The sequence below is a fragment of the Enterococcus sp. 3G6_DIV0642 genome (assembly GCF_002140635.1).
Lineage (GTDB): Bacteria > Bacillota > Bacilli > Lactobacillales > Enterococcaceae > Enterococcus_D > Enterococcus_D casseliflavus.
This window is the reverse complement of sequence record NZ_NGLH01000001.1, coordinates 1-23,335: the sequence shown is the minus strand read 5'-3', so window position 1 is coordinate 23,335 and position 23,335 is coordinate 1. Positions and strand designations below refer to the sequence as shown.

General features: G+C 44.5%; 19 protein-coding genes, 2 rRNA genes and 1 other annotated feature. Of the genes, 14 read left to right on the top strand and 7 right to left on the bottom strand.

The annotated features are described in order from the left end of the window. Positions 1-233 precede the first annotated feature (233 nt). A complete protein-coding gene (locus A5878_RS00105) occupies positions 234-686 on the bottom strand; it encodes a DUF2188 domain-containing protein (protein ID WP_074535548.1) in 453 nt (150 codons plus the stop codon). A gap of 256 nt (positions 687-942) precedes the next feature. On the opposite strand from A5878_RS00105, the gene A5878_RS00100 reads away from it, so the two are divergent. The 11 genes from A5878_RS00100 to guaB all read left to right on the top strand — a co-directional run bounded on the left by A5878_RS00100 (position 943) and on the right by guaB (position 9,867). Next, a complete protein-coding gene (locus tag A5878_RS00100) occupies positions 943-1,836 on the top strand; it encodes an SDR family oxidoreductase (protein WP_005226260.1) in 894 nt (297 codons plus the stop codon). 37 nt (positions 1,837-1,873) lie between these two features. Next, positions 1,874-2,443, top strand: a complete 570-nt coding sequence (gene amaP / locus A5878_RS00095) for an alkaline shock response membrane anchor protein AmaP (protein WP_005226259.1) — start codon at positions 1,874-1,876, stop codon at positions 2,441-2,443. 7 nt (positions 2,444-2,450) lie between these two features. Then, a complete protein-coding gene (locus A5878_RS00090) occupies positions 2,451-2,642 on the top strand; it encodes a DUF2273 domain-containing protein (RefSeq protein WP_005226258.1) in 192 nt (63 codons plus the stop codon). Positions 2,643-2,667: 25 nt separating this feature from the next. Continuing rightward, positions 2,668-3,438: an Asp23/Gls24 family envelope stress response protein gene (locus A5878_RS00085; protein WP_010748461.1), complete on the top strand. Its 771-nt coding sequence runs from the start codon at positions 2,668-2,670 to the stop codon at positions 3,436-3,438. Positions 3,439-3,735: 297 nt separating this feature from the next. Continuing rightward, on the top strand, positions 3,736-4,452 hold the full coding sequence (gene rsmG, locus A5878_RS00080; RefSeq protein ID WP_005226256.1) for a 16S rRNA (guanine(527)-N(7))-methyltransferase RsmG: 717 nt from the start codon (positions 3,736-3,738) through the stop codon (positions 4,450-4,452). An 11-nt stretch (positions 4,453-4,463) separates the two neighbouring features. After that, the gene (locus tag A5878_RS00075) at positions 4,464-5,228 is read left to right on the top strand and encodes a ParA family protein (protein ID WP_005226255.1); all 765 of its coding nucleotides are present in this window, start codon (positions 4,464-4,466) and stop codon (positions 5,226-5,228) included. Next, complete coding sequence (locus A5878_RS00070; RefSeq protein WP_074535547.1) at positions 5,218-6,108, top strand: ParB/RepB/Spo0J family partition protein; 891 nt, start codon at positions 5,218-5,220, stop codon at positions 6,106-6,108. The genes A5878_RS00075 and A5878_RS00070 overlap by 11 nt, the downstream gene beginning before the upstream one ends. 10 nt (positions 6,109-6,118) lie before the next feature. Further along, on the top strand, positions 6,119-6,307 hold the full coding sequence (locus tag A5878_RS00065; RefSeq protein ID WP_005226253.1) for a DUF951 domain-containing protein: 189 nt from the start codon (positions 6,119-6,121) through the stop codon (positions 6,305-6,307). Positions 6,308-6,315: 8 nt separating this feature from the next. Then, on the top strand, positions 6,316-7,416 hold the full coding sequence (gene ychF, locus A5878_RS00060; protein ID WP_074535546.1) for a redox-regulated ATPase YchF: 1,101 nt from the start codon (positions 6,316-6,318) through the stop codon (positions 7,414-7,416). Positions 7,417-7,487: 71 nt separating this feature from the next. Then, positions 7,488-8,180: a DUF1129 domain-containing protein gene (locus A5878_RS00055; protein ID WP_005226251.1), complete on the top strand. Its 693-nt coding sequence runs from the start codon at positions 7,488-7,490 to the stop codon at positions 8,178-8,180. A 202-nt stretch (positions 8,181-8,382) separates the two neighbouring features. Then, entirely contained in the window at positions 8,383-9,867 is a 1,485-nt protein-coding gene (gene guaB, locus A5878_RS00050; protein WP_074535545.1) for an IMP dehydrogenase, read from the top strand. A gap of 158 nt (positions 9,868-10,025) precedes the next feature. Here guaB and A5878_RS00045 read toward each other — a convergent pair whose 3' ends face one another. Further along, entirely contained in the window at positions 10,026-12,731 is a 2,706-nt protein-coding gene (locus A5878_RS00045; protein WP_086294301.1) for an ABC transporter permease, read from the bottom strand. Between the two features lie 9 nt (positions 12,732-12,740). Continuing rightward, on the bottom strand, positions 12,741-13,442 hold the full coding sequence (locus tag A5878_RS00040) for an ABC transporter ATP-binding protein (protein WP_010748457.1): 702 nt from the start codon (positions 13,440-13,442) through the stop codon (positions 12,741-12,743). Between the two features lie 85 nt (positions 13,443-13,527). Here A5878_RS00040 and A5878_RS00035 point away from each other — a divergent pair, with 85 nt between their 5' ends. Beyond that, positions 13,528-14,154, top strand: coding sequence for a TetR/AcrR family transcriptional regulator (locus tag A5878_RS00035; protein ID WP_086294300.1), 627 nt, complete (start codon positions 13,528-13,530; stop codon positions 14,152-14,154). Positions 14,155-14,225: 71 nt separating this feature from the next. Here A5878_RS00035 and A5878_RS00030 read toward each other — a convergent pair whose 3' ends face one another. From A5878_RS00030 to A5878_RS00015, 4 genes are all read right to left on the bottom strand, one after another. Beyond that, positions 14,226-15,746, bottom strand: a complete 1,521-nt coding sequence (locus tag A5878_RS00030; protein ID WP_086294299.1) for a polysaccharide deacetylase family protein — start codon at positions 15,744-15,746, stop codon at positions 14,226-14,228. Positions 15,747-16,036: 290 nt separating this feature from the next. Continuing rightward, positions 16,037-17,314 carry a serine--tRNA ligase gene (gene serS / locus A5878_RS00025; protein WP_086294298.1) on the bottom strand — a complete coding sequence of 426 codons (1,278 nt, stop codon included), beginning with the start codon at positions 17,312-17,314 and terminating at the stop codon, positions 16,037-16,039. Between the two features lie 57 nt (positions 17,315-17,371). Further along, positions 17,372-17,575, bottom strand: a binding site (T-box leader). Positions 17,576-17,605: 30 nt separating this feature from the next. Beyond that, positions 17,606-18,814: a cell wall metabolism sensor histidine kinase WalK gene (locus A5878_RS00020; protein ID WP_005226244.1), complete on the bottom strand. Its 1,209-nt coding sequence runs from the start codon at positions 18,812-18,814 to the stop codon at positions 17,606-17,608. Next, positions 18,804-19,493, bottom strand: coding sequence for a response regulator transcription factor (locus A5878_RS00015; protein ID WP_008376963.1), 690 nt, complete (start codon positions 19,491-19,493; stop codon positions 18,804-18,806). Before A5878_RS00015 ends, A5878_RS00020 begins: the two co-directional genes overlap by 11 nt. A gap of 715 nt (positions 19,494-20,208) precedes the next feature. Between A5878_RS00015 and A5878_RS00010 the strand changes: the two genes are divergently transcribed. Both A5878_RS00010 and A5878_RS00005 read left to right on the top strand, forming a co-directional pair. Then, positions 20,209-21,767: ribosomal RNA gene (locus tag A5878_RS00010) — 16S ribosomal RNA — on the top strand. A gap of 229 nt (positions 21,768-21,996) precedes the next feature. Then, positions 21,997-23,335, top strand: a 23S ribosomal RNA gene (locus tag A5878_RS00005); the annotation flags it as partial.

Sequence of the window (23,335 nt, the reverse complement as noted above, 5' to 3'; positions counted from 1 at the left end):
AAGAAAGCACAAGCTAGTTTACAGAGGTAACGGATGGTTCATTCAAGAGGTCTTCGTTTTTTAGGTTTATTACAACGAACCTTAGCTTTTTAAAAGAAACGTCAAAGAAGCGGTTGCTTTAGTTTTAATCAAACCTAGCTGTGAAAGGAAACAAAAAAGCGAAAGAGTAGGCAACGTTTCGCGCCGATAAAACGACAAACGTAAGTCCTCCTTCTGCTTTTTTGCAGCCAATTTTATTCTCTCAAATCAATATCCTTTTGATGGTCGCCGTCTTTCTTATAAACGTTCACCACGGATTCTTTGTTTTCGGCGATTTCTTTGGCACGGGCGATGGCCTCTGCTTTCTTGTCGAAATGATCACTGGCACGTTTCGCCCCTTTGGAACGGACTTGCCATTGGTCGTCTTCATACACAACTTCTACATCCGCATCCATTAATTTTTCCGCATTCTTATTGGTTTGATGGGCATCGTCTTTTTGCGGATTTTTTTCTTTCTGAAAAGCTTTCTTCTCCTCTTCATCTGCATTGTCATACCATTTTTCTGCTTGACTCGTGGCGATCGGGATCGCCCGATCATCGGAATAGCCATCGGCTAGCAGGGCATTGGCGATATCGATCGCTTTTTTACGAACTAAGGGGTCTAGATTCTTCATTGACGCAGGATAATCACGGACATTCCAAGGCATTGTTTGTTTCCTCCTTTTTCTTGATCCAAGGTCATTTTCTTAGGGGTTCCCTTTTACAGGTACTACCAGTTACTACTTATTAGTTTACCCCCTTCTATAAAAAAGGGAAATTATTTGATTTCTGGTCAAAAATGAGGGCACTTTCTTTTTTCATTTTCTAATAAACGAAGATTTATTTTTGTTAACAAAGCGTTATATTTCCCAAAAAAAAATGAATGGTTTAGAATTTTATTATAGAGAAAAGGAGGACGTAAGAATGAGTGAACCTATTTTGACTGATCCACGGGAACTTTATCACACGGGTAAATACAGCAAACAGGAACAAGATACGCCTGCTTTACAAGAAGAAATGCGACCAAAACCTGATTGTGGTGAAGAATCTTATGAGGGAAGTCAGCAGTTAGAAAACCGGCGTGTACTGATCACCGGTGGGGATTCTGGGATCGGACGAGCAGCAGCGATTGCCTTCGCCCGTGAAGGAGCAGACATTGCCCTACACTTTTTCCCAGGAGAAGAAGAAGATGCCGAAGAAGTTGCAGGGTACATCAAAGAAGCTGGGCGCAAAGTGATCTTGCTACCCTATGACCTGCGAGACGAAGCGGCACCACAAGAGATCGTTGACAAAGCGGTGGCAGCATTAGGTGGGTTAGATACATTAGTATTGAACGCAGCACAGCAAATCACGCGGCCATCGATTGCAGAATTACCGATTGAACAAGTAAAAGATACCTTTATGGTAAACATTATCTCAATGTTTGCATTAGTCAAAGCTGCTGAGCCGCACTTACCGGCTGGGGGAGCGATCGTGACAACGACTTCTGTCCAAGCCTTTAGTCCAAGTGCCCATTTAATGGATTATGCGGCAACCAAATCGGCGATCGCTAGTTTTACAGTCAGCTTGGCGAAACAATTTGCTGAAAAAGGAATTCGCGTCAATGGGGTAGCCCCAGGACCGATCTGGACACCATTACAGTTAGATCATGGCCAACCGCAAGACCAGCTGCCTGAATTTGGTCAGCAAGCGTTACTTGAGCGGGCAGGACAACCAGCTGAGCTGGCACCTGTCTATGTCTTTTTAGCTTCCAATAAAGCTAGCTATGTGACAGCACAGATTTATGGTGTTACCGGCGGAGAAGCCATCAACTTGTAAGCTTATCAAAAATTGGAGAAAAAGGAGGAGGTGTCCTATGAGTAAAGGTTGGAAAATCGTATCAATCATCGTTTCGTTGATCTTTATCACTGTTTTATTACCAATCGTATTAATGAGTAATCCTTATATGCAGCTGCCATTTGGTTTGGACAGCAGAGGCAATGTCGTCACGTATTTCTTTGACAACTTGTTTATGCGTCAATATATGTTTTGGGTAGCTGTTGTCTTGATCGCCTTATTCTTGATCGTGATCTTAGTCGTGCTTTTTTATCCAAAAACCAAAACGACCTTTGTTTTGAAAGAGGATAAGGGCGCATTGACGATCGATAAGAAAGCAATCGAAGGACTTGTACGTACGAAAGTAAATGAAAAAGAATTTGTTGAAGGACCAAAAGTTCATGTCAAGGCGACCAAAAATCGAATTTTGATTAAAATCAAAGGACGCTTGAAACGGACGTCTGCCTTAGTCGGCAAAACCGAAAACTTAATGGCGGAAATCCAACAAGATGTCCAACGAGTGCTTGGTTCAAGTGAGAAAGTCAAAGTCGAAGTCAACTACGCGAATTTTGAACAAAATGAGACTCCGGAAAACCCGCGAGTAGAATAGGAGGGCTATGATGAACGAACTACAACAATACAAAATCCCATTGATTTTTGGAGCAATCGGCCTTGTTCTGGCTGTGTTGTTTGTAACGATCGGTTTTTTCAAAACATTGCTGATTCTACTCCTAACAGGTTTGGGTTTTGCGTTAGGATTGTATCTCCAACGTACCGGTATCATCGACGAATTTTTTAACCAACAATAACGCATTTTAATAGGAGGAATTTTTAATGAATAACGATAAAAACGAATTAAACAATGATAAAAAAGTTAGTGCACATCCAGATCCAGTGGTTCCTAACACCAATCATCAAGCAAATGAAAATGCGATTCCCATGACTGAAGCACCAGATCCAGTCGTGCCAAATGCTGAAAAAGCAGTAGCAGGACAACAAAACGGACCAAAACCAGGGGATCATCCAGCACCAGGAAATCCAAATCCAGCAGGTCATCATCCAGCACCGCCAAAACCTGGCCACAACGATTTTGAAGGACCAACTGGCGACGCACCTGTTCATGGTTCATTGACCTATGATGACAAAGTGATCCAAAAAATCATCGGGATCGCATTAGAACACGTGGATGGTCTGTTGACGGTCGATGGTGGTTTCTTCTCTAACATTGCGGAAAAATTAGTCAATACAGACAATGTGACTGCGGGTATCAATACCGAAGTAGGGAAAAAACAAGTAGCCGTTGATTTAGATATCGTGGTTGAATATGACCGCAACATCCCAGAAATCGCTGACCAAGTCAAAGAAGTCATCCAAAAAGAAGTAACGACAATGACCCAATTAGAAGTGATCGAAGTCAACATCAATGTTGTAGATGTAAAAACGATCGCTGAATACGAAGAGGAACAAGAAACGGTTCAAGACAAAGTATCGTCAGCTGCATCTAAAACCGGCGACTTTGCTTCACGTCAAACCAACAAAGCCAAACATGCGGCTTCCCGCGCGTCTGATCGTATCGAAGAATACAACGAGCCTCGGGTGAAATAAAAAAGTTTCATATGAAACAAAAACAAGCATTGATCCTGTGATCAATGCTTGTTTTTTTGAGAAAAAAGCTGACCAGGAGGGTTGGCAGCCTCGCTGGTCAAGGAAAAATGAAAAAAGTTTTTTGGATTGAAATGAGTATAATTCCTCTGCCTTAAACCAACCTTAAAGCCCCAGTTAAAAAATGGTAAATTCTCCTAGAAAGCAATGTCTGGCTATTGCATCACATTGCTTTTTGCGTTAAAGTAGGAACTAGTCTGTGAAACATTTTTCTGTTTCACAAAATAGAAAGGATTCGTTATGCTACCTGAAGAATTTCATGAAGAATTACGCAAAAACGGGATCGTTTTAACCGAAGAACAAATGGAAAAATTCGCTGTCTATTTCGAGCGTTTAGTCGAATGGAATCAGAAGATGAATCTAACCGCAATCACGGAAAAATCAGAAGTGTATTTGAAGCATTTCTACGATTCTGTTTCCTTAGCTTTTGAAACCGCCTTTGACCCGCAAAGTCATTTGTGTGATGTCGGTTCAGGTGCTGGCTTTCCAAGTATTCCACTAAAAATCGTGTTTCCTGAATTAGAAGTGACGATCGTCGACTCTTTAAATAAGCGCATCACCTTTTTACAAACCCTTGTGACGGATCTACAATTGGAAAATGTCCACTTGTACCATGACCGTGCAGAAACATTTGGTCAAAACCCGCAATTTCGTGGGCAATTCGATTATGTGACCGCTCGTGCGGTTGCCCGTTTGAATGTGTTAACGGAACTCTGTGTGCCATTGGTGAAAAAAGCAGGCTATTTTTATGCGCTCAAAGCTGCCAAAAGCGAGGAAGAACTGGTTGAAGCCAAACCAGCCATCTCACTCTTAGGCGGCAAATTTATTGAAGAAAAAAGCTTTACCTTACCGGTCAGCGGCGATGAACGCCATCTTTTGATCATTCAAAAGAAAAAAGAAACGCCAAAGAAATACCCCCGCAAACCGGGAATGCCAGCGAAACAACCAATCAAATAGGAGGAAAATCAATGGCCCGTATTATTTCTGTTGCAAACCAAAAAGGCGGCGTAGGCAAAACCACCACAACGGTGAACCTAGGTGCGTCCTTAGCATTTGTCGGCAAAAAAGTGTTACTCGTAGATATTGATGCCCAAGGCAACGCCACAAGCGGTGTCGGCATTCGCAAACCAGATGTGGAACAAGACATCTATGATGTATTAGTCAATGAAACACCGATCGTTGAAGCGATTTTACCTAGCAGTCGGGAAAACTTGGATATCGTTCCAGCGACGATCCAATTAGCTGGTGCGGAAATTGAATTGACCTCCATGATGGCACGGGAATCTCGATTGAAATCGGCTTTGAATGAGATCAAAGAACAATACGATTATATCTTTATCGATTGCCCGCCATCTTTAGGTCATTTGACGATCAATGCCTTTACCGCCAGTGATTCGATTTTGATCCCAGTCCAATGTGAGTACTATGCATTAGAAGGGCTGAGCCAACTATTGAATACCGTGCGTTTAGTACAAAAACATTTTAACCCTGAGTTAGAGATCGAAGGGGTCTTACTGACGATGTATGATGCCCGTACGAACTTAGGCGCGGAAGTCGTGGAAGAAGTCCGCCGCTATTTCCAAGAAAAAGTATATGAAACCATTATTCCGCGGAATATCCGGTTGTCTGAAGCACCTAGTCATGGATTGTCGATCATTGATTATGATCCACGCTCAAAAGGAGCCGAAGTCTATCAGACGTTAGCAAAGGAAGTGTTAGCCCGTGAAGAATAAAGGGAAAGGATTAGGGCGTGGGATCGATGCGTTGTTTCAAGACCTGCAAGGGTTAGAAGAAGTCGATATCAAGACAGAAAAAGTCGTTGAACTGCCTTTAAACGAATTAAGACCCAACCCTTATCAACCGCGAAAAACCTTTGATGAGCTTTCATTACAAGAACTGGCCAATTCGATCCAGCATTCAGGGGTCTTTCAACCGATCATCGTGCGGCAATCATCCGTCAAAGGCTATGAGATCATTGCGGGTGAACGCCGGTTTCGAGCATCCAAACTAGCTGGCAAGGAAACGATCCCAGCCATCATCCGCAATTTTGATGAAGAAGAGATGATGCAAGTCGCCGTTTTAGAAAACTTGCAGCGGGAAGATTTGAATCCTTTAGAAGAAGCAGAAGCCTATGACATGCTGATGAAGAACTTGAAATTGACCCAAGCACAAGTTGCTGAACGCTTAGGGAAGAGCCGCCCGTATATCGCCAATTATTTGCGGTTACTGTCCTTGCCGAAACTCGTCAAAGAAATGGTTCAAGATGACCGTTTGTCTATGGGGCAAGCCCGGACGTTATTAGGGTTGAAAAACAAAGAACAGATCTTAAAATTAGCCAATCGGTGTGTCAAAGAAAATCTGACAGTCCGCCAATTAGAACAAATGGTCGCTGAGATGAACGACACGAAGAACGAAAAGAAAAAAGTTCCGCGTCTGATTCGGGAAAAACCGTACTATTTACGAGAAAGCGAAGAACGGTTGATGGATAAATTTGGCACGAATGTCGAGATCCGCGAAAAAGAAGGCAAAGGCAAAATCGAGATCGAATACCTGTCACAAAAAGATTTAACCCGTATTTTAGATTTATTGAACATTCAATTTGATGAAGCTTGAGGTGATAAAGATGTATGATCTTGGGGATATTGTCGAAATGAAAAAACCGCATGCCTGCAAAGCCAATCGTTGGGAAATCATCCGCATGGGGGCAGACATCAAAATAAAGTGTACGAATTGCGGCCACATCGTCATGATGACGCGCCGAGAATTTGATAAAAAGATGAAGAAAATCCTAGAAAAAAAAGAGAAAGAGTGAAGTGAAGCATGGCGTTAACTGCCGGAATCGTTGGATTGCCAAATGTGGGCAAATCTACTTTATTTAATGCAATAACCAAAGCAGGAGCAGAAGCCGCAAACTACCCGTTTGCGACGATCGATCCGAATGTAGGAATGGTGGAAGTGCCAGATTGGCGCTTACAGCGTTTAACAGAATTAGTCCGTCCGAAAAAGACGGTCCCAACCACCTTTGAATTTACGGATATTGCCGGAATCGTCCGCGGTGCCAGCAAAGGGGAAGGATTAGGAAACCAATTTTTGAGCCATATCCGCCAAGTGGATGCGATCTGTCATGTCGTTCGTTGTTTCGACGATGACAACATCACCCACGTAGAAGGCCGCGTGGACCCATTAGCTGATATCGACACCATCAATTTGGAGTTGGTTTTAGCAGATTTAGAATCCGTCAACAAGCGCTATACTCGGGTCGCAAAAATTGCCAAAACCAAAGACAAAGATGCAGTTGCGGAACTGGCCGTTCTTGATAAGATCAAACCGGTCTTAGAAGAAGGGATCTCTGCTCGTTCGATCGAATTTACAGATGAAGAACAGCGCATCGTCAAAAGTTTGTTTTTACTAACGACCAAACCAGTCTTATACGTTGCCAACGTAGCAGAAGAAGACGTGGCAGACTATGAAACCAATGTCTATGTCAACAAAGTGAAAGAATTTGCAGCAAGCGAAAATGCGGAAGTGATCGTCATCAGTGCTCGTGCTGAAGAAGAGATCGCTGAGCTGGAAGAAGAAGACAAAGCAGAGTTTTTAGAAGCATTAGGAATTGAAGAATCGGGGTTGGATCAATTGATTCGTGCCGCCTATGATTTGCTGGGTCTAGCAACGTACTTTACCGCTGGTGAACAAGAAGTGCGTGCGTGGACGTTCCGTAAAGGCATCAAAGCACCGCAAGCAGCGGGGATCATCCATACGGACTTTGAGCGCGGCTTTATTCGTGCGGAAACTGTTTCCTTTGAGGATCTGAACCAATACGGCACGATGCAAGCGGCCAAAGAAGCCGGTCGGGTACGTTTGGAAGGAAAAGATTATGTCGTGCAAGATGGCGACGTGATGTTGTTCCGTTTTAACGTATAAAGGGCTTTCTTCCCAGTGAATTTGTGGTAAAATGTCCATTGTGAAGAAAACGCAGAAGGGAGAATCAATTCATGGAACCAGAAACTCTGCGAAATTATGTTTCCGAAAATCGTGAATTAGAACAACAATTAACAAAACGAAACCAACAATATATATTTGATTTAAAAAAATCGCTAGAGGCAGCCAACCTTTCTGAAGAAGAAAAAACGATTGCCTTGCATGAGATGCTGCCGGTCTTAGTCAAAGAACAAAAAGGCGGCAAAACGGCCCGCCAATTATTTGGTACAGTGTCTGAACGTACCGAAGCCATCATCAACAAACCCGTTGAGCAAAAAGAATCCGGCCCCTTCTTGATGTGGTTGGATAACACCTTGCTGATTTTAGGGATTTTTGGGTTGATGTTAGGGGTTATGGGAATCTTTACTAGAGGACAAGCACAACCTTATGGCTTATTGACCCTCTTCTTGATGGCGATGCTTGCTGGTTGGGTCTTCTACTTGATGTACAAATACATGTATCAATATGAACGCCCAGGTGCCGATAAGAGCAAACGGCCGAAGATGTGGAAGATCATTTTGATTTTAGTCGCAGCCTTCATGCTATGGATCGTTGTGATCTCGCTTTCTGCGATGATCCAACCACCATTGAATCCACAAGTGGATCCTGTGATCGAAGCCTTGATCGGGGCAGTGGCATTAGCAGCGAAGTACTACTTGAAACGCAAATACAATATCATCAGCAGTCTGTCTGTTCCTAGAGGCTGATGGCTACACGTTGATCGTGCGCCTTCTTTTGTTAAAAAAGACCGCACGATCAGCGTGTTTTTTTAGAAAAAATGGCGAATTATGAGATTTGACCAAAGGTTTGAAGAGGATTATTAAGAAAGCTTTCCGAATGGTTGACTTATGAAAAAATCTTTGCTATTTTTTTAAAAATACCTAAAAACTTTAAGGAGTGGTTACAAAAATGTCCAACTGGGAAACCAAATTTGTAAAAAAAGGGTTAACGTTTGATGATGTCTTATTGATTCCGGCAGAAAGTCACGTCTTGCCAAATGACGTGGATATGAAAGTGCAGCTTGCCCCGAATATTACACTAAATATTCCAATCATAAGTGCCAGTATGGATACCGTAACTGATAGTAAAATGGCGATCTCAATGGCGCGTCAAGGCGGACTTGGCGTAATTCACAAAAACATGAGTATCGCAGCGCAAGCAGATGAAGTGCGCAAAGTAAAACGTTCTGAAAGCGGCGTGATCATCGATCCGTTTTTCTTAACACCAACCCACTTAGTTGCTGATGCAGAACATTTGATGAGCAAGTACCGCATCAGTGGGGTACCGATCGTAGAAACGATGGAAAACCGCAAATTAGTCGGTATCATCACGAACCGCGACATGCGTTTTGTCACGGATTATACGATGCCGATCAATGATGTGATGACCAAAGACCAATTGATCACAGCACCTGTCGGTACTTCGTTGAAAGACGCGGAAAAAATCTTACAACAACACAAGATCGAAAAATTACCGATCGTTGATGAAGCAGGGATCTTAAGCGGGTTGATCACTATCAAAGATATTGAAAAAGTGATCGAATTCCCGAATGCAGCCAAAGACACGCATGGACGTCTATTAGTGGCAGCGGCAGTCGGTGTTACCAGCGATACCTTTGAACGAGCACAAGCATTATTGGATGCAGGCGTGGACGCGATCGTCATTGATACTGCCCACGGACACAGTGCCGGTGTTTTACGCAAAATCTCTGAAATTCGCGCGCATTTCCCAGAAGCGACATTGATTGCTGGAAATGTTGCTACTGCCGAAGGCACGAAAGCATTGTATGATGCTGGTGTCGATGTCGTAAAAGTCGGGATCGGTCCAGGCTCGATCTGTACCACTCGGGTGGTAGCCGGTGTCGGAGTTCCTCAATTGACCGCGATCTATGATGCAGCCTCTGTGGCACGTCAATATGGCAAAGCAATCATTGCCGATGGTGGGATCAAGTACTCTGGGGATATCGTCAAAGCTTTAGCAGCTGGCGGACATGCCGTAATGCTCGGCAGCATGTTGGCAGGAACCGATGAATCACCAGGTGAATTCGAAATCTATCAAGGCCGTCGCTTCAAAACGTACCGCGGAATGGGTTCATTGGGGGCAATGGAAAAAGGCTCCAGCGACCGTTACTTCCAAGGGGGCGTAAACGAAGCCAACAAATTGGTTCCAGAAGGCATTGAAGGGCGTGTCGCTTATAAAGGCAGCGTTTCTGATATCATCTTCCAAATGATCGGCGGGTTGAAATCAGGGATGGGTTATGTCGGTGCTGGCAATCTACAGCAATTACGTGATGAAGCACAATTCATCCAAATGAGCGGCAACGGACTAAAAGAATCACATCCCCACGATGTTCAAATCACGAAAGAAGCACCGAACTACTCTGTAAAATCATAAAATGTTTCACGTGAAAACAAACGATCCCCTCTGTTCAAAAGCGGACAGAGGGGATTATTTGTTCAAAAAAGGACGTCACTCTCAGCTATCTAGGCAAGAGTGGCGTCCTTTTCTTTAAACTCACTGCTGGATGATCAGCAAATCGCTTTAGCTGCAGCTTATTCGTTTGATTTCAATGCATCGATCATGTTGACATGAGTCAGTTTCACATGGGTGACGTACATCACGATGATCGTAAAGAGAATCGTCATGCCGCCGGCTAAAGCATAGGCCGGCCAATTGATCACTAATGGAAAGACCATGTTTTCCATCGAAGCTTGGATCAAAATAAAGTCAGTCAAGAAGTAACCTACCACGTAGCCTGCGAGAATCCCAAATAACGTAAAGACGATATTTTCCCGTACGATGTACATGGTGACTTCCTTATTGTAAAACCCTAATACTTTAATGGTAGAAAGTTCGCGAATCCGCTCGGAAACATTGATGTTGGTCAAGTTATACAAGACGACAAAGGCTAATGCCCCTGATAATACAACTAAGATCAAGACAATGGAGTTCAAGTTGCCCATCGAATCATCCTGCATTTTGATCTGAGTGGAAAGGAACGTCGTGTTTTTGACTTTGTCGGTATCTAACAAGGCTGTTGATAAAGCTTCCTCTTGCTTTTTCGTCATCGTCTTGCTTTTGACTAAGAACGCATTCGGTTCAAAGGTACTATTGGTGATTTCTTCGTAAACGGTTGGTGACAGATAAAGAGAATTGCCTAAATAATTTTCTGCGATGCCACTAATAGGTACTTCAAAGGCTTCTTGATCGCTAGTATAGAAGGTCAATGTATCGCCAACCTGCAGATCATACAATTCTGCGTATTTCATAGTCAGCACGGCGCCTTCTGTTAATGGCAGCTTCTGACCTGCCGTTGTTTTCAAATGGACATAGTCGGTAAAAGCTTCTTGATCTGCAGGGACCATCAAGGTCAAACTTTGTTTTCCTTGGTTAGCTGGTCGAATCTCGATCGTTTCATTGTAGACTAGCATCGAATGGGTCACAAGAGGATCGTCTGTTAAAACAGTTTCAGTGGCAGCAACGGTTTCTTCCTTCGCATCATTTAAGGTCACGACGGCTTGATAATCCGTAATGGGCCCAAATTGTTTCGCAGTCACAGCACTTAAGGAATCTTTCAACCCAACGCCTGCCACCATCAGTCCCGTACAGCCGGCGATGCCAATGATTGCCATGATCATTCGCGATTTGTAGCGGAAGATGTTACGGAAGCTGACTTTTTGATTGAAGCTTAAGCGTGACCATAAGGGTGTAATGGCCTCTAATAAAATCCGTTTCCCAGGTTTTGGCGCCCGAACTTGCAGTAGCTGGGCAGGTTTTTCCCGCAATTCTTTGATCAAAACAAAGAGGCAAGCACCGAGCGTCGCCAGTAAAAAGGCGATCGCGGCCAAAATAATTGGCGACCAGACATAATAGACGCGAATCCCGTCTAAAAGATACCGTTCGCTGGATAGAAAATAAATCAAACGCGGCAACAGTTCCGTCCCTAATACGGCACCACTGATAATGCCAATGGCCGAAGACAGGAGGGCATAAATCAAATATTTAAGGGAGATCTCGACTTTGCCATAGCCCATCGCTTTTAAGGTACCGATCTCTTTGCGGTTTTCTTCTACCATCCGCGTCAGTGTCGTAAAGGTGATCAACGCAGCGATAAAGAAGAAAAAGACAGGAAACACATTGGCGATCGCTGCGATGCGATCAGACAGCCCGCCATACTCTTGGAAACCGGGGTTGTCTTTGCGTTGGTTGTAAAGATACGTAGGTTCTGCCAAGTCTTCGATCTCTGTACGTTTTTCTGCCAGTGTTTGTTGGGCATCGGTTAGTTCTTGTTGCTGTTCATCTAATTGGGTTTGCTGCTGAGCCAATTCTTCTTCCCCAGCGGTCAATTGGCCTTCGAGGGCTGCTTGTTGTACGGGCGGCAGCTGTGCCAGGGCGGCTTGCTGTTGTTCTAGTTCCGCTTTGGCCTGATCCAGTTGGGCTTGTCCATCAGCTAACTGTTTTTGTCCATCGCGGACTTCTTTTTCTGCAGGCGCTAATTCATCAAAAGCATCTTGCTGAATTTCTGCTAAGCGTTCTTTAGGGCGATCCGCAAACAGTTCCTCAATCGTTTCTTGATGGGCTGCCATCTTGTCGGTGTACGCATCGGAGTATGTTTCAAGGCCTGCGACATCATCAAAGGCGAGATAAAGGATCGATTTGACCTCCATCTTGAACTGTTCTTCCGGTACATAAGCAAAATACGTCACGACACCGCTGCCGACATTCGCATAGCCACGTTCGGCAGCACTGATATAAATGGGAGAGGTGGCGAACCCAACGATCGTATAGTCTTTGTCCGACAGATTATCGGCATCATCGATCGTAAAAGTATCTCCTATTTGCCAGCCATAATTTTTTGCTTCGGTGTCCAGCACGATTTCATCGGCTTTTTCTGGCAGTCGGCCGTCCTTCACCAGTAGCTGGTTGAGTTCCTGCGAGGGATCATAAGAGGTCACTTGCACGACTTCATCTGAATTGGCAGCGTAATAAAATTGATAGGCGGCTTCTGTGTGCGCACCGCTTTTTTCCGCCGCATCAATGTCGTCCTCCGTCAATCCCAGCGTGGAAGTGACCTGCAGATCTGCTAAATGCTGACCGTTGACATATTCACTCGCGGAATGGTTCAGGATCGGTCCCGTCGCTTTGACACCGACAAAGAGAAACGTTCCTAAAAAAATGATCAAGGTGATTGCGATAAAGCGGCCTTTTGATTGGCGAATCTCCCGCAAACTTGCTTTAAGATAGGTTTTATTTTTCATCAGATCCTCCTACCAAACGATTTCATCGATCGAGATTGGATGAGGATTCTCTTCAATGGAACGGACAGTGGCATCGTTGATATGGATCACCCGATCGGCGATCGGGGCAATGGCGCTGTTATGGGTAATGATCAACACCGTATTGCCGTTTTTCCGACTGGCATTTTGCAAAAGCTTCAACACTTGTTTGCCTGTTTCAAAATCCAGCGCACCGGTTGGTTCATCGCATAATAGCAATTTCGGGTTTTTGGCTAACGCCCGAGCGATCGATACCCGCTGCTGTTCCCCACCAGAGAGCTGCGAAGGAAAGTTGTTTTTACGGTTTTCTAACCCTACTTGTGCTAAGACTTCATCAGGATCGAGTGCATTCGGTGAGACTTCTGTTGCCAATTCAATGTTTTCTTTCGCTGTCAGGTTCGGCACCAAATTATAAAACTGGAAGACGAACCCGACGTCTTTGCGGCGGTATTCCGTCAGCTGTTTATCGTTAAACTTCGCGATATCGACATTGTCGATAATGATTTGTCCTTCATCTGGCGAATCCATCCCACCTAAAATATTCAAAACGGTCGATTTTCCTGCACCACTGGGGCCAAGGATCACCACTAATTCGCCTTCTTCAATGGCAAAGGAAAGATCGTTGTTGGCAGTGATGGTGGTTTCGCCCATCTGATAGCGTTTATATTCATTCTTTACTTCAACATAACTCATTAATAAAGCCTCCATTTTTTAAACACGTGTTGATTTAATCACATGGTGTTAGTATACTAAGAAAGAAAAGTAAGAGCAATCCTCAATGCTTACGTATTTGTCATTAAATAGACAAGTATTGATCAAATGTACAGAGAAAAGGGGAAACGATATGGTGGGGACTGTGGGGAATCGTCGAACGATCTACTCGAAAAAAGTGATCCGACGCGCCTTTCAGGAGTTATTGTTGGAAAAAGAGTACCGCAAAATCACGATCAAAGAGATTGCGGAACGAGCCGATATCAACCGAGGAACATTTTATAAATATTATAAGGATACGGCCGCGTTGTTGGAGGAAATCGAAGGGGAGCTTGTTGAGCAGATCGCATCGAACTTGCAGCAGGAAAATTTGTCATTGGATCTTTGGTTGGAAAAGCTGTTGACGATTTTGTATGAGAATCCTAGTACGACCCATTTGATTTTGTTGAACAACAGCCATTTGCTGAATCTTTTATTGTCAGAGATCAAACCGGAGACCTTGAAACGGTTTGCCCAATACTTTCAAGATGCTTCCGAGGAAGAATTGGAACTGTGTCTTAGCTTTTTTGTCTGCGGGTCTATCGGGTTGATCGAACGCTGGCTCAAAGATTTCTCAATGATGCCGCCAAAAGCTGTCGCTGAACTGTTGATCCAAATTTTTGTGACCAATGTATATGAGGATAAGAAGGGCTAAAAAAAGAGGGAACGATCCAATAACCAAAAAGGAACGCAGCAAGAGACAATTTGCTGCGTTCCTTTTTTTATTTAGTCAATGAGGCGCTCGTCGTTCATCCCAAAGTATTGATGCAATGGTTTTTGCCGTGCTTCTAATAATTGATCGACAGTCACGAATTCGTAGCCTTCGTTTTTGAGCATTTTAATGACTCCCGGTACGGCTTTCACAGATTTCGGGTGAATATCATGGATCAAGATCATGGCACCATTAAAGACATTTTGTTGCACCAAGGCATTGATCTTCTTCGGATCCTTCAATTTCCAGTCTTGAGAATCGATGTCCCATTGAATGATCGGCATGCCAATGGTTTCTGCGCTTTGTTTGTCGATAGCGCCATAAGGGGGCCGTAAATTTCTAGGTAGTAAACCCGTCGCATTATAAATGGCTTTGTTGGTTTTTGTGACTTCTGCCTGCAAATCTTTCGCTGAAAGAGTATTCAGCTGCGGATGAGAGTAAGAATGACTGGCGATCTCGTGTCCAGCTTCTTGGACTTTTTTAGCAGCTTGCGGATATTGCTCTACCATTTGTCCCAGCATAAAGAAGGTCGCTTTAACGTCATTTTCTTGTAAGATGTTCAACAGATCCATGGTGGAGGTACTGTTAGGTCCATCATCAAAGGTCAATGCCACGTATTTTTTATTGGGGTCTAAACTTGGCAAGGCATTGTTGAGTTGGTCAGCAGCCACGAGATCAGGATCAATGAATGGGGCGATCTCGTTGTAAGGCAGGGTGATTTCCGTCGCTCCCGTCTGATTTTTTGGCAATTCGATGGTCAGCTTCTCTGGATCGTAAGTAAATTTCGAATCGAAGGTGATCCGCTCCATGGCCAAGACGGCGTCGATGATTTTGGCGGGTTCTTTGGCTTGATCCAGCAGTTTCTGCTGAATGACTTGTTGAATACCTAATAAGCTGCCTTCATCAGGAACCAGTTCTTTCAAAGACAATTCGGTTTGCGTCTTCTCTGATACGAAGATCGGTGCATCCGTTAGACTGTCCGCATCTTCAAAACGTCCGGTTTCTCGATTCCACACATAGCTGTCGGCTTTCAATGAATAAGTAGACACCTTTGACGCCGCTGCTTGTGCTTGGATGCGGGCAACGGTGACGACTTCTTTTTTCGTTTGTTTTTTACGCAAGTGATCAGCGGCTTGTGTCAACCGTTCTTTGATATCTTTGATGGGAAACGTATCAAGGTCTTGCGGGCGGTAGATCAATTCTTTGGTTGCGCCTTTGGAGAGCACTTCAGGCGTTGTTTTTAACCCATTTTGACTTTGTTCTGCTTGGATTGATGCCAGTAATTTCTCCGCAGCCGCCTCATATTTTTCTTGGGCTGCGACTTCTTGCTGGTGTAACGTGTAAAGGACTGAGCCAGCCGTCGCGATCAAAACGATCAATAATAAGGCGAATAAGGAAAAAATTGCTTTTCGATACGGCTTCTTTCTCGAGGGTGGTCCTTTCGGTCTTTCTTCAGCTGACGCTGTTCGTTTTTGATTATTGTTTGGTTTCTTGTGCAAGTCACTCCGACGGGCATAGGTCTTTCGTTCGGGCATTGGTGAAGCTCCCTTCATTCCATCCTAAATTATGCCCACGTTACCATAAGTCACAGGTACTTTCAACGATCATGCCCGGTTTCTGATAGAGACTTAAAAAGATGAAGGGATTTTTCTAATTATTCATTTAAAAATTACAGCCTAGTTGCGTTGTTTCTCTTGCAAGAAATGATCAAGGGCGTTAGGGGGTCTTTTGCAACCACTATCTATTAGGTGAACTAGAAAACCCCTTCGTAACAGATCACGTGGAGTGACTGTTACGAAGGGGGTGCAATTAAGGGTACTAAGGCTTAGGCTTCTTCGATTTTTGTCAGTCCGCCCATGTAAGGAACCAGAACTTCTGGTACCGTTACACTGCCGTCTTCGTTTTGATAATTTTCAAGCACTGCGGCTACCGTCCGACCGACAGCCAGACCAGAGCCATTTAGTGTATGCATGTAGTGAATCTTGCCCTCTTGATCGCGGTAACGGATCATGGCACGGCGTGCTTGGAAATCTTCACAGTTTGAGCAAGAGCTGATCTCACGGTACATTTCCTGAGCAGGGATCCATACCTCTAAATCATAGGTCTTCGCCGCAGAAAAGCCCATATCTCCTGTACACAAGCTAAGCACTCGGTAAGGCAAGTTGAGTTTTTGCAAAATATCTTCGGCATTAGCCGTCATCTTTTCTAATTCTTCATAAGAATGGTCAGCATCACTGAATTTCACCATTTCAACTTTATTGAATTGGTGCAGGCGAATCAAGCCGCGGGTATCACGACCAGCGCTGCCAGCTTCTGAACGAAATGATGGGCTCAAGGCAGTGAAGTAGGCAGGGAGCTGTTCTTGTTCTAAGATCTCCCCTTGATAGTAATTGGTCAAAGGTACTTCAGCAGTTGGAATCAAAGTCAAATCCGTGTCTGCCAATTGGAAAACATCTTCTTTGAACTTTGGAAATTGCCCCGTGCCAAACATTGCTTGGCTATTGACGATATAAGGGGTGATCATCTCGGTATAGCCATGCTCATAGACATGCTGATCCAGCATGAAGTTGTATAAGGCACGTTCCAAACGAGCACCTAAGCCTTTGTAGTAAACAAAGCGGCTGCCAGAAACTTTGGCGCCCCGCTCAAAGTCGAGGATCCCCAACTCTTCAGCGATCTCCCAATGCGGTTTTGGTTCAAAGGCAAAGGCTTTTGGTTCTGCCCAGCGGCGGATTTCTACATTGTCGTCTTCATCCTTGCCCACTGGAACAGAATCATTTGGCAAATTCGGCAATGTCGTGGCGATCTCTTTGATGTCTTCATCAATTTGAGCAATCTCTTCATCCAATTGCTTGATTTGGCTGCCGACTTCTTTCATTTGGGCAATTTTATCTGCCGCGTCTTCTTTTGCCCGTTTCAAGGCAGCGATCTCACCAGAAACATCGTTGCGCAATTTCTTGCGTTCTTCCGTTTGGACTAAGAGTTCTCTGCGACGTTCGTCAAGCGTTAAAAAGCGGTCCAATACTTCTTTTTGCACGCCTCGTGTTGCGAGTTTGCTTTGTACTTCAGCAAAATTTTGGCGAATCATTTTTACATCTAACATAGTGATACATCCTCCTTTGATTTTTCCATAGAAAAAAGGCCATTCCGATCCCGTGTTGCTTGGGACGAAATGACCATTCGCGGTGCCACCCAAGTTCAGCTTGCGCTGCCCTTGCTGCTCGTATCGTGAGTCAACGATTTTTCTTTCGAAAAATACACGTTAAAGAACTGGATTCTATTTTTTCCAACACTGATTTTCACCAACCATCAGCTCTCTTTACTAGATGAAAAAAATATACTAGGTTCTGTGCCTTGATTATTTTCTTTAGCATACCCAAAAAATGTTGGGGCGTCAACCATAGGTTTGTGTGTTGGACAAATTGTTGCGCTTCAACGGGAGATGAATAATAAAGGACGTCCATTCTGGCGTTGATTTGGCATAGATATAGCCGCCATGTAAGGCGACGATGCTTTGAGCGATCGCTAGACCTAAGCCAGTTCCTCCTGTTTCTTGAGAGCGGGATTCTTCCACTCGGTAGAAACGGTCGAATAGAGAATCAAGGGCTTGCTTAGGAATCATTTGTCCATTGTTTTTGACGGTTAAGATCGCTTCGGTCCCGACTTTCTCGACCTCCATGCGGATCTTATCGGCGCCTTTGCCGTATTTCAAGGCATTTGACAGCAGGTTGTTGAAAACTCGCACCAGTTTTTCGGTATCGCCATCCATTTCGATATGCTCTGGACGGGTGTAGGTTTCGATCTTGATGCCTTTTCGACTAGCTTCTAATTCAAAGTCCGCCGCCAATTGTTCCACTAGCTGAGCCATATCAAATTCCATCACATTAATGGGCACGCTAGGCTGACGCACTTTCGTGTATTCAAACAAATCATCGACGAGGGATTTCATTTGTTTGGCTTTGACATACGCCGTATGAGTATATTTCAGCAATTCTTCTTCCGAATGGTATTGTCGATCTTCGATTAGACCTAAGTAGCCGATGATCGAAGTCAATGGTGTCCGAATGTCATGACTGACATTGGTGATCAGCTCATCTTTGGATTGCTCGATCCGCCGTTCATCTTCGATCGCCGCCACCGTACTGTCGACTAAGCCATTGATATTAGAAACGATCCGACTTAAATCGCCCCGTAACTCGAAGGGGATGCGATGATCGTAGTTGCCTTCTGCGATAAAGTGCAGCTCGCTGATAATGTGACGTAGCTGCATTTGATGGTAACGTCGAATCAAACGCCAATATAAGACGATCACATCTAATAGGAAGAACATCGGTAGAATGAAGTTGCGACCACTGCGAAAAATATCTGTATTAAAGGCAGCCGTGAACGCATTCTTTGATTCATAGATCGCTTCGACTAAAACCGGTGAGTTTTCTCGTATTGAGGTCAAGATGACCAAAATAGCGACATTCAATAGAAGTAAAAGAACAATCGTTACAATTCCTTCCGCAAATAACTCACTGATTTCCTTTGAGGTCAACGTGATCCGTTTCTTTTTTTCGATTGGTGTGTTGCGCTTTTTTTCAGTTGGTTTACTTCGCATCTATTTTGTAGCCGACCCCCCATACTGTTTGGATGACTTTTTCACCATCCGTGGCTTCTTCGATCTTATCTCGCAAGTGACTGACATGGACCATCACTGTTTTGGCAGAAACGACACTTTCTTGTTTCCAAACTCGTTCAAAAATCTCATCGGCGCTAAAGACACGGTTCGGATGCGATGCCAATAAATAGAGGATGCCAAATTCTAATGCGGTCAATTGGATCTCATTGCCATCCACCGTTTTTACTTCATGGGAATCGCGGTTGATGATAAGGGAGCTTACTTCCAGAATCTCTGGTTGATTTGAAGCAGCCTGCATCTTAGTTCTTCTCAATAACGATTTTACCCGTGCCATGACTTCTAATGGATTGAAAGGTTTGGTGACATAATCATCAGCACCGGCGACCAATCCACGAATCTTATCCATATCGGTTGTTTTAGCGGTCAACATAATAATGGGGATTTGGGATTCTTTTCTCAATTCTTTGACGACTTGCATGCCGTCCATTTCAGGCATCATGATATCTAAGATCAATAGCTCGATATCAGAAGTGGTGCGAATCTTGGTCAGTGCTTCTTTTCCATCGTATGCTTTGACCGATTCATAGCCTTCATTGTGTAAGTAAATGCTTAATAGTTCTACGATCTCTTTGTCATCATCTGCTACAAGTATTTTCATACTGGGTCCTCCTAGGAACAATATTCTTTTCTCCATTTTAGCAAATATTCCACAAAATAGATAAAATCATACTTAAATTTATAAGAATGATAGGAATTAAGAAAACACAAAAAGGAAAAAGACGAACGATAGGCTAATAATAACGGAAAAAGTCCTTAAAAAAGGCGGAAATCACGGACTAAAAATCACGAATCATCTTTGGAAACGGAGTAACTAGAAACGTTGGTCTATCAATCATTTTATGGTTGACGAATAGCACAAGTCTTGGTATATTATTACATGTGCCAAATGACTAAATGAATTCCTAAAAAGAATTGAAAAAAGTAGTTGACGCACAGCTCGACAGATGATATTATAACGAAGTCGCAATTTTAAAACAGTTAATTGATGTTGATACATCAACAAAATTAATTGAAAAAAGTTGTTGACAAATAACAAATCATTTGTTATTCTAATTAAGTCGCTGAGGCAGCCGCTACGAAGTTGAAAAACAACGAGCGAAAAAAACTTTTAAAAAAAGAGTTGACAATCAAATGTCGCTCTGATATGATATAAAAGTTGCTAACACAGCACGGTAGACCTTTGAAAACTGAACAAAGCAAGCAAACGAACCAATGTGTAGGACGTTTCAATTTATTGAAACAAATACATGCAAGCAATAGCTAGCAAAGTTAATTTTTATGAGCTTAATGACCGTATGGTCATTCAAACAAATCATTATGAGAGTTTGATCCTGGCTCAGGACGAACGCTGGCGGCGTGCCTAATACATGCAAGTCGAACGCTTTTTCTTTCACCGGAGCTTGCTCCACCGAAAGAAAAAGAGTGGCGAACGGGTGAGTAACACGTGGGTAACCTGCCCATCAGAAGGGGATAACACTTGGAAACAGGTGCTAATACCGTATAACACTATTTTCCGCATGGAAGAAAGTTGAAAGGCGCTTTTGCGTCACTGATGGATGGACCCGCGGTGCATTAGCTAGTTGGTGAGGTAACGGCTCACCAAGGCAACGATGCATAGCCGACCTGAGAGGGTGATCGGCCACACTGGGACTGAGACACGGCCCAGACTCCTACGGGAGGCAGCAGTAGGGAATCTTCGGCAATGGACGAAAGTCTGACCGAGCAACGCCGCGTGAGTGAAGAAGGTTTTCGGATCGTAAAACTCTGTTGTTAGAGAAGAACAAGGATGAGAGTAAAATGTTCATCCCTTGACGGTATCTAACCAGAAAGCCACGGCTAACTACGTGCCAGCAGCCGCGGTAATACGTAGGTGGCAAGCGTTGTCCGGATTTATTGGGCGTAAAGCGAGCGCAGGCGGTTTCTTAAGTCTGATGTGAAAGCCCCCGGCTCAACCGGGGAGGGTCATTGGAAACTGGGAGACTTGAGTGCAGAAGAGGAGAGTGGAATTCCATGTGTAGCGGTGAAATGCGTAGATATATGGAGGAACACCAGTGGCGAAGGCGGCTCTCTGGTCTGTAACTGACGCTGAGGCTCGAAAGCGTGGGGAGCGAACAGGATTAGATACCCTGGTAGTCCACGCCGTAAACGATGAGTGCTAAGTGTTGGAGGGTTTCCGCCCTTCAGTGCTGCAGCAAACGCATTAAGCACTCCGCCTGGGGAGTACGACCGCAAGGTTGAAACTCAAAGGAATTGACGGGGGCCCGCACAAGCGGTGGAGCATGTGGTTTAATTCGAAGCAACGCGAAGAACCTTACCAGGTCTTGACATCCTTTGACCACTCTAGAGATAGAGCTTCCCCTTCGGGGGCAAAGTGACAGGTGGTGCATGGTTGTCGTCAGCTCGTGTCGTGAGATGTTGGGTTAAGTCCCGCAACGAGCGCAACCCTTATTGTTAGTTGCCATCATTTAGTTGGGCACTCTAGCGAGACTGCCGGTGACAAACCGGAGGAAGGTGGGGATGACGTCAAATCATCATGCCCCTTATGACCTGGGCTACACACGTGCTACAATGGGAAGTACAACGAGTTGCGAAGTCGCGAGGCTAAGCTAATCTCTTAAAGCTTCTCTCAGTTCGGATTGTAGGCTGCAACTCGCCTACATGAAGCCGGAATCGCTAGTAATCGCGGATCAGCACGCCGCGGTGAATACGTTCCCGGGCCTTGTACACACCGCCCGTCACACCACGAGAGTTTGTAACACCCGAAGTCGGTGAGGTAACCTTTTGGAGCCAGCCGCCTAAGGTGGGATAGATGATTGGGGTGAAGTCGTAACAAGGTAGCCGTATCGGAAGGTGCGGCTGGATCACCTCCTTTCTAAGGAATATTTCGGAAGACTACACATCGTTTGCCTTTGTTCAGTTTTGAGAGGTTTACTCTCAAACAAAATTTGTTCATTGAAAACTGGATATCGAAGAAATAATCAAAACAAGTAACACACACCGAGTTGAAATGTTAAAAGAGTTTTTTAATAAGTTCAACGCTTATTTTCTTGAGCAACCTTCTATCGCTAGAAGAAGTACTCAAAACCGACCGTAAGGTCAAAGGTTAAGTGAATAAGGGCGCACGGTGGATGCCTTGGCACTAGGAGCCGATGAAGGACGGGACTAACACCGATATGCTTTGGGGAGCTGTAAGTAAGCTATGATCCAGAGATTTCCGAATGGGGGAACCCAGCATCTTTTATAGGATGTTACGTCTGCGTGAATACATAGCGCAGTCGAGGTAGACGCAGAGAACTGAAACATCTAAGTACCTGCAGGAAGAGAAAGAAAATTCGATTCCCTGAGTAGCGGCGAGCGAAACGGGAAAAGCCCAAACCAACAAGCTTGCTTGTTGGGGTTGTAGGACTCCGATATGGTAGTCTATTCAGATAGTCGAAATACTTGGAAAAGTATGTCAAAGAGGGTAAAAACCCCGTAGACGAAATTTGGATAACACCTAGGAGGATCCTGAGTACGGCGGAACACGAGGAATTCCGTCGGAATCCGGGAGGACCATCTCCCAAGGCTAAATACTCCCTAGTGACCGATAGTGAACCAGTACCGTGAGGGAAAGGTGAAAAGCACCCCGGAAGGGGAGTGAAATAGATCCTGAAACCGTGTGCCTACAACAAGTTAGAGCCCGTTAATGGGTGATAGCGTGCCTTTTGTAGAATGAACCGGCGAGTTACGATAGCATGCGAGGTTAAGTTGAAGAGACGGAGCCGCAGCGAAAGCGAGTCTGAATAGGGCGAATGAGTATGTTGTCGTAGACCCGAAACCATGTGATCTACCCATGTCCAGGTTGAAGGTGCGGTAAAACGCACTGGAGGACCGAACCCACGTACGTTGAAAAGTGCGGGGATGAGGTGTGGGTAGCGGAGAAATTCCAAACGAACTTGGAGATAGCTGGTTCTCTCCGAAATAGCTTTAGGGCTAGCCTCGGAATTGAGAATGATGGAGGTAGAGCACTGTTTGGACTAGGGGCCCATCTCGGGTTACCGAATTCAGATAAACTCCGAATGCCATTCATTCATATCCGGGAGTCAGACTGTGAGTGATAAGATCCATAGTCGAAAGGGAAACAGCCCAGACCACCAGCTAAGGTCCCCAAATAACTATTAAGTGGAAAAGGATGTGGGGTTGCACAGACAACTAGGATGTTGGCTTAGAAGCAGCCACCATTTAAAGAGTGCGTAATAGCTCACTAGTCGAGTGACCCTGCGCCGAAAATGTACCGGGGCTAAATAGTTTACCGAAGCTGTGGAGTGCACCATAAGGTGCATTGGTAGGAGAGCGTTCTAAGGGCGTTGAAGGCAGATCGTGAGGACTGCTGGAGCGCTTAGAAGTGAGAATGCCGGTATGAGTAGCGAAAGACAGGTGAGAATCCTGTCCACCGAATGA

Coding starts and splice junctions, on each gene's coding strand:
- A5878_RS00075 (WP_005226255.1), top strand. CDS start 4,464: ATGGCCCGTATTATTTCTGTTGCAAACCAAAAAGGCGGCGTAGGCAAA.
- A5878_RS00020 (WP_005226244.1), bottom strand. CDS start 18,814: ATGCGAAGTAAACCAACTGAAAAAAAGCGCAACACACCAATCGAAAAA.
- amaP (WP_005226259.1), top strand. CDS start 1,874: ATGAGTAAAGGTTGGAAAATCGTATCAATCATCGTTTCGTTGATCTTT.
- A5878_RS00045 (WP_086294301.1), bottom strand. CDS start 12,731: ATGAAAAATAAAACCTATCTTAAAGCAAGTTTGCGGGAGATTCGCCAA.
- A5878_RS00085 (WP_010748461.1), top strand. CDS start 2,668: ATGAATAACGATAAAAACGAATTAAACAATGATAAAAAAGTTAGTGCA.
- A5878_RS00035 (WP_086294300.1), top strand. CDS start 13,528: ATGCTTACGTATTTGTCATTAAATAGACAAGTATTGATCAAATGTACA.
- A5878_RS00040 (WP_010748457.1), bottom strand. CDS start 13,442: ATGAGTTATGTTGAAGTAAAGAATGAATATAAACGCTATCAGATGGGC.
- guaB (WP_074535545.1), top strand. CDS start 8,383: ATGTCCAACTGGGAAACCAAATTTGTAAAAAAAGGGTTAACGTTTGAT.
- serS (WP_086294298.1), bottom strand. CDS start 17,314: ATGTTAGATGTAAAAATGATTCGCCAAAATTTTGCTGAAGTACAAAGC.
- A5878_RS00030 (WP_086294299.1), bottom strand. CDS start 15,746: ATGCCCGAACGAAAGACCTATGCCCGTCGGAGTGACTTGCACAAGAAA.
- A5878_RS00055 (WP_005226251.1), top strand. CDS start 7,488: ATGGAACCAGAAACTCTGCGAAATTATGTTTCCGAAAATCGTGAATTA.
- A5878_RS00100 (WP_005226260.1), top strand. CDS start 943: ATGAGTGAACCTATTTTGACTGATCCACGGGAACTTTATCACACGGGT.
- A5878_RS00065 (WP_005226253.1), top strand. CDS start 6,119: ATGTATGATCTTGGGGATATTGTCGAAATGAAAAAACCGCATGCCTGC.
- A5878_RS00015 (WP_008376963.1), bottom strand. CDS start 19,493: ATGAAAATACTTGTAGCAGATGATGACAAAGAGATCGTAGAACTATTA.
- A5878_RS00090 (WP_005226258.1), top strand. CDS start 2,451: ATGATGAACGAACTACAACAATACAAAATCCCATTGATTTTTGGAGCA.
- rsmG (WP_005226256.1), top strand. CDS start 3,736: ATGCTACCTGAAGAATTTCATGAAGAATTACGCAAAAACGGGATCGTT.
- ychF (WP_074535546.1), top strand. CDS start 6,316: ATGGCGTTAACTGCCGGAATCGTTGGATTGCCAAATGTGGGCAAATCT.
- A5878_RS00105 (WP_074535548.1), bottom strand. CDS start 686: ATGCCTTGGAATGTCCGTGATTATCCTGCGTCAATGAAGAATCTAGAC.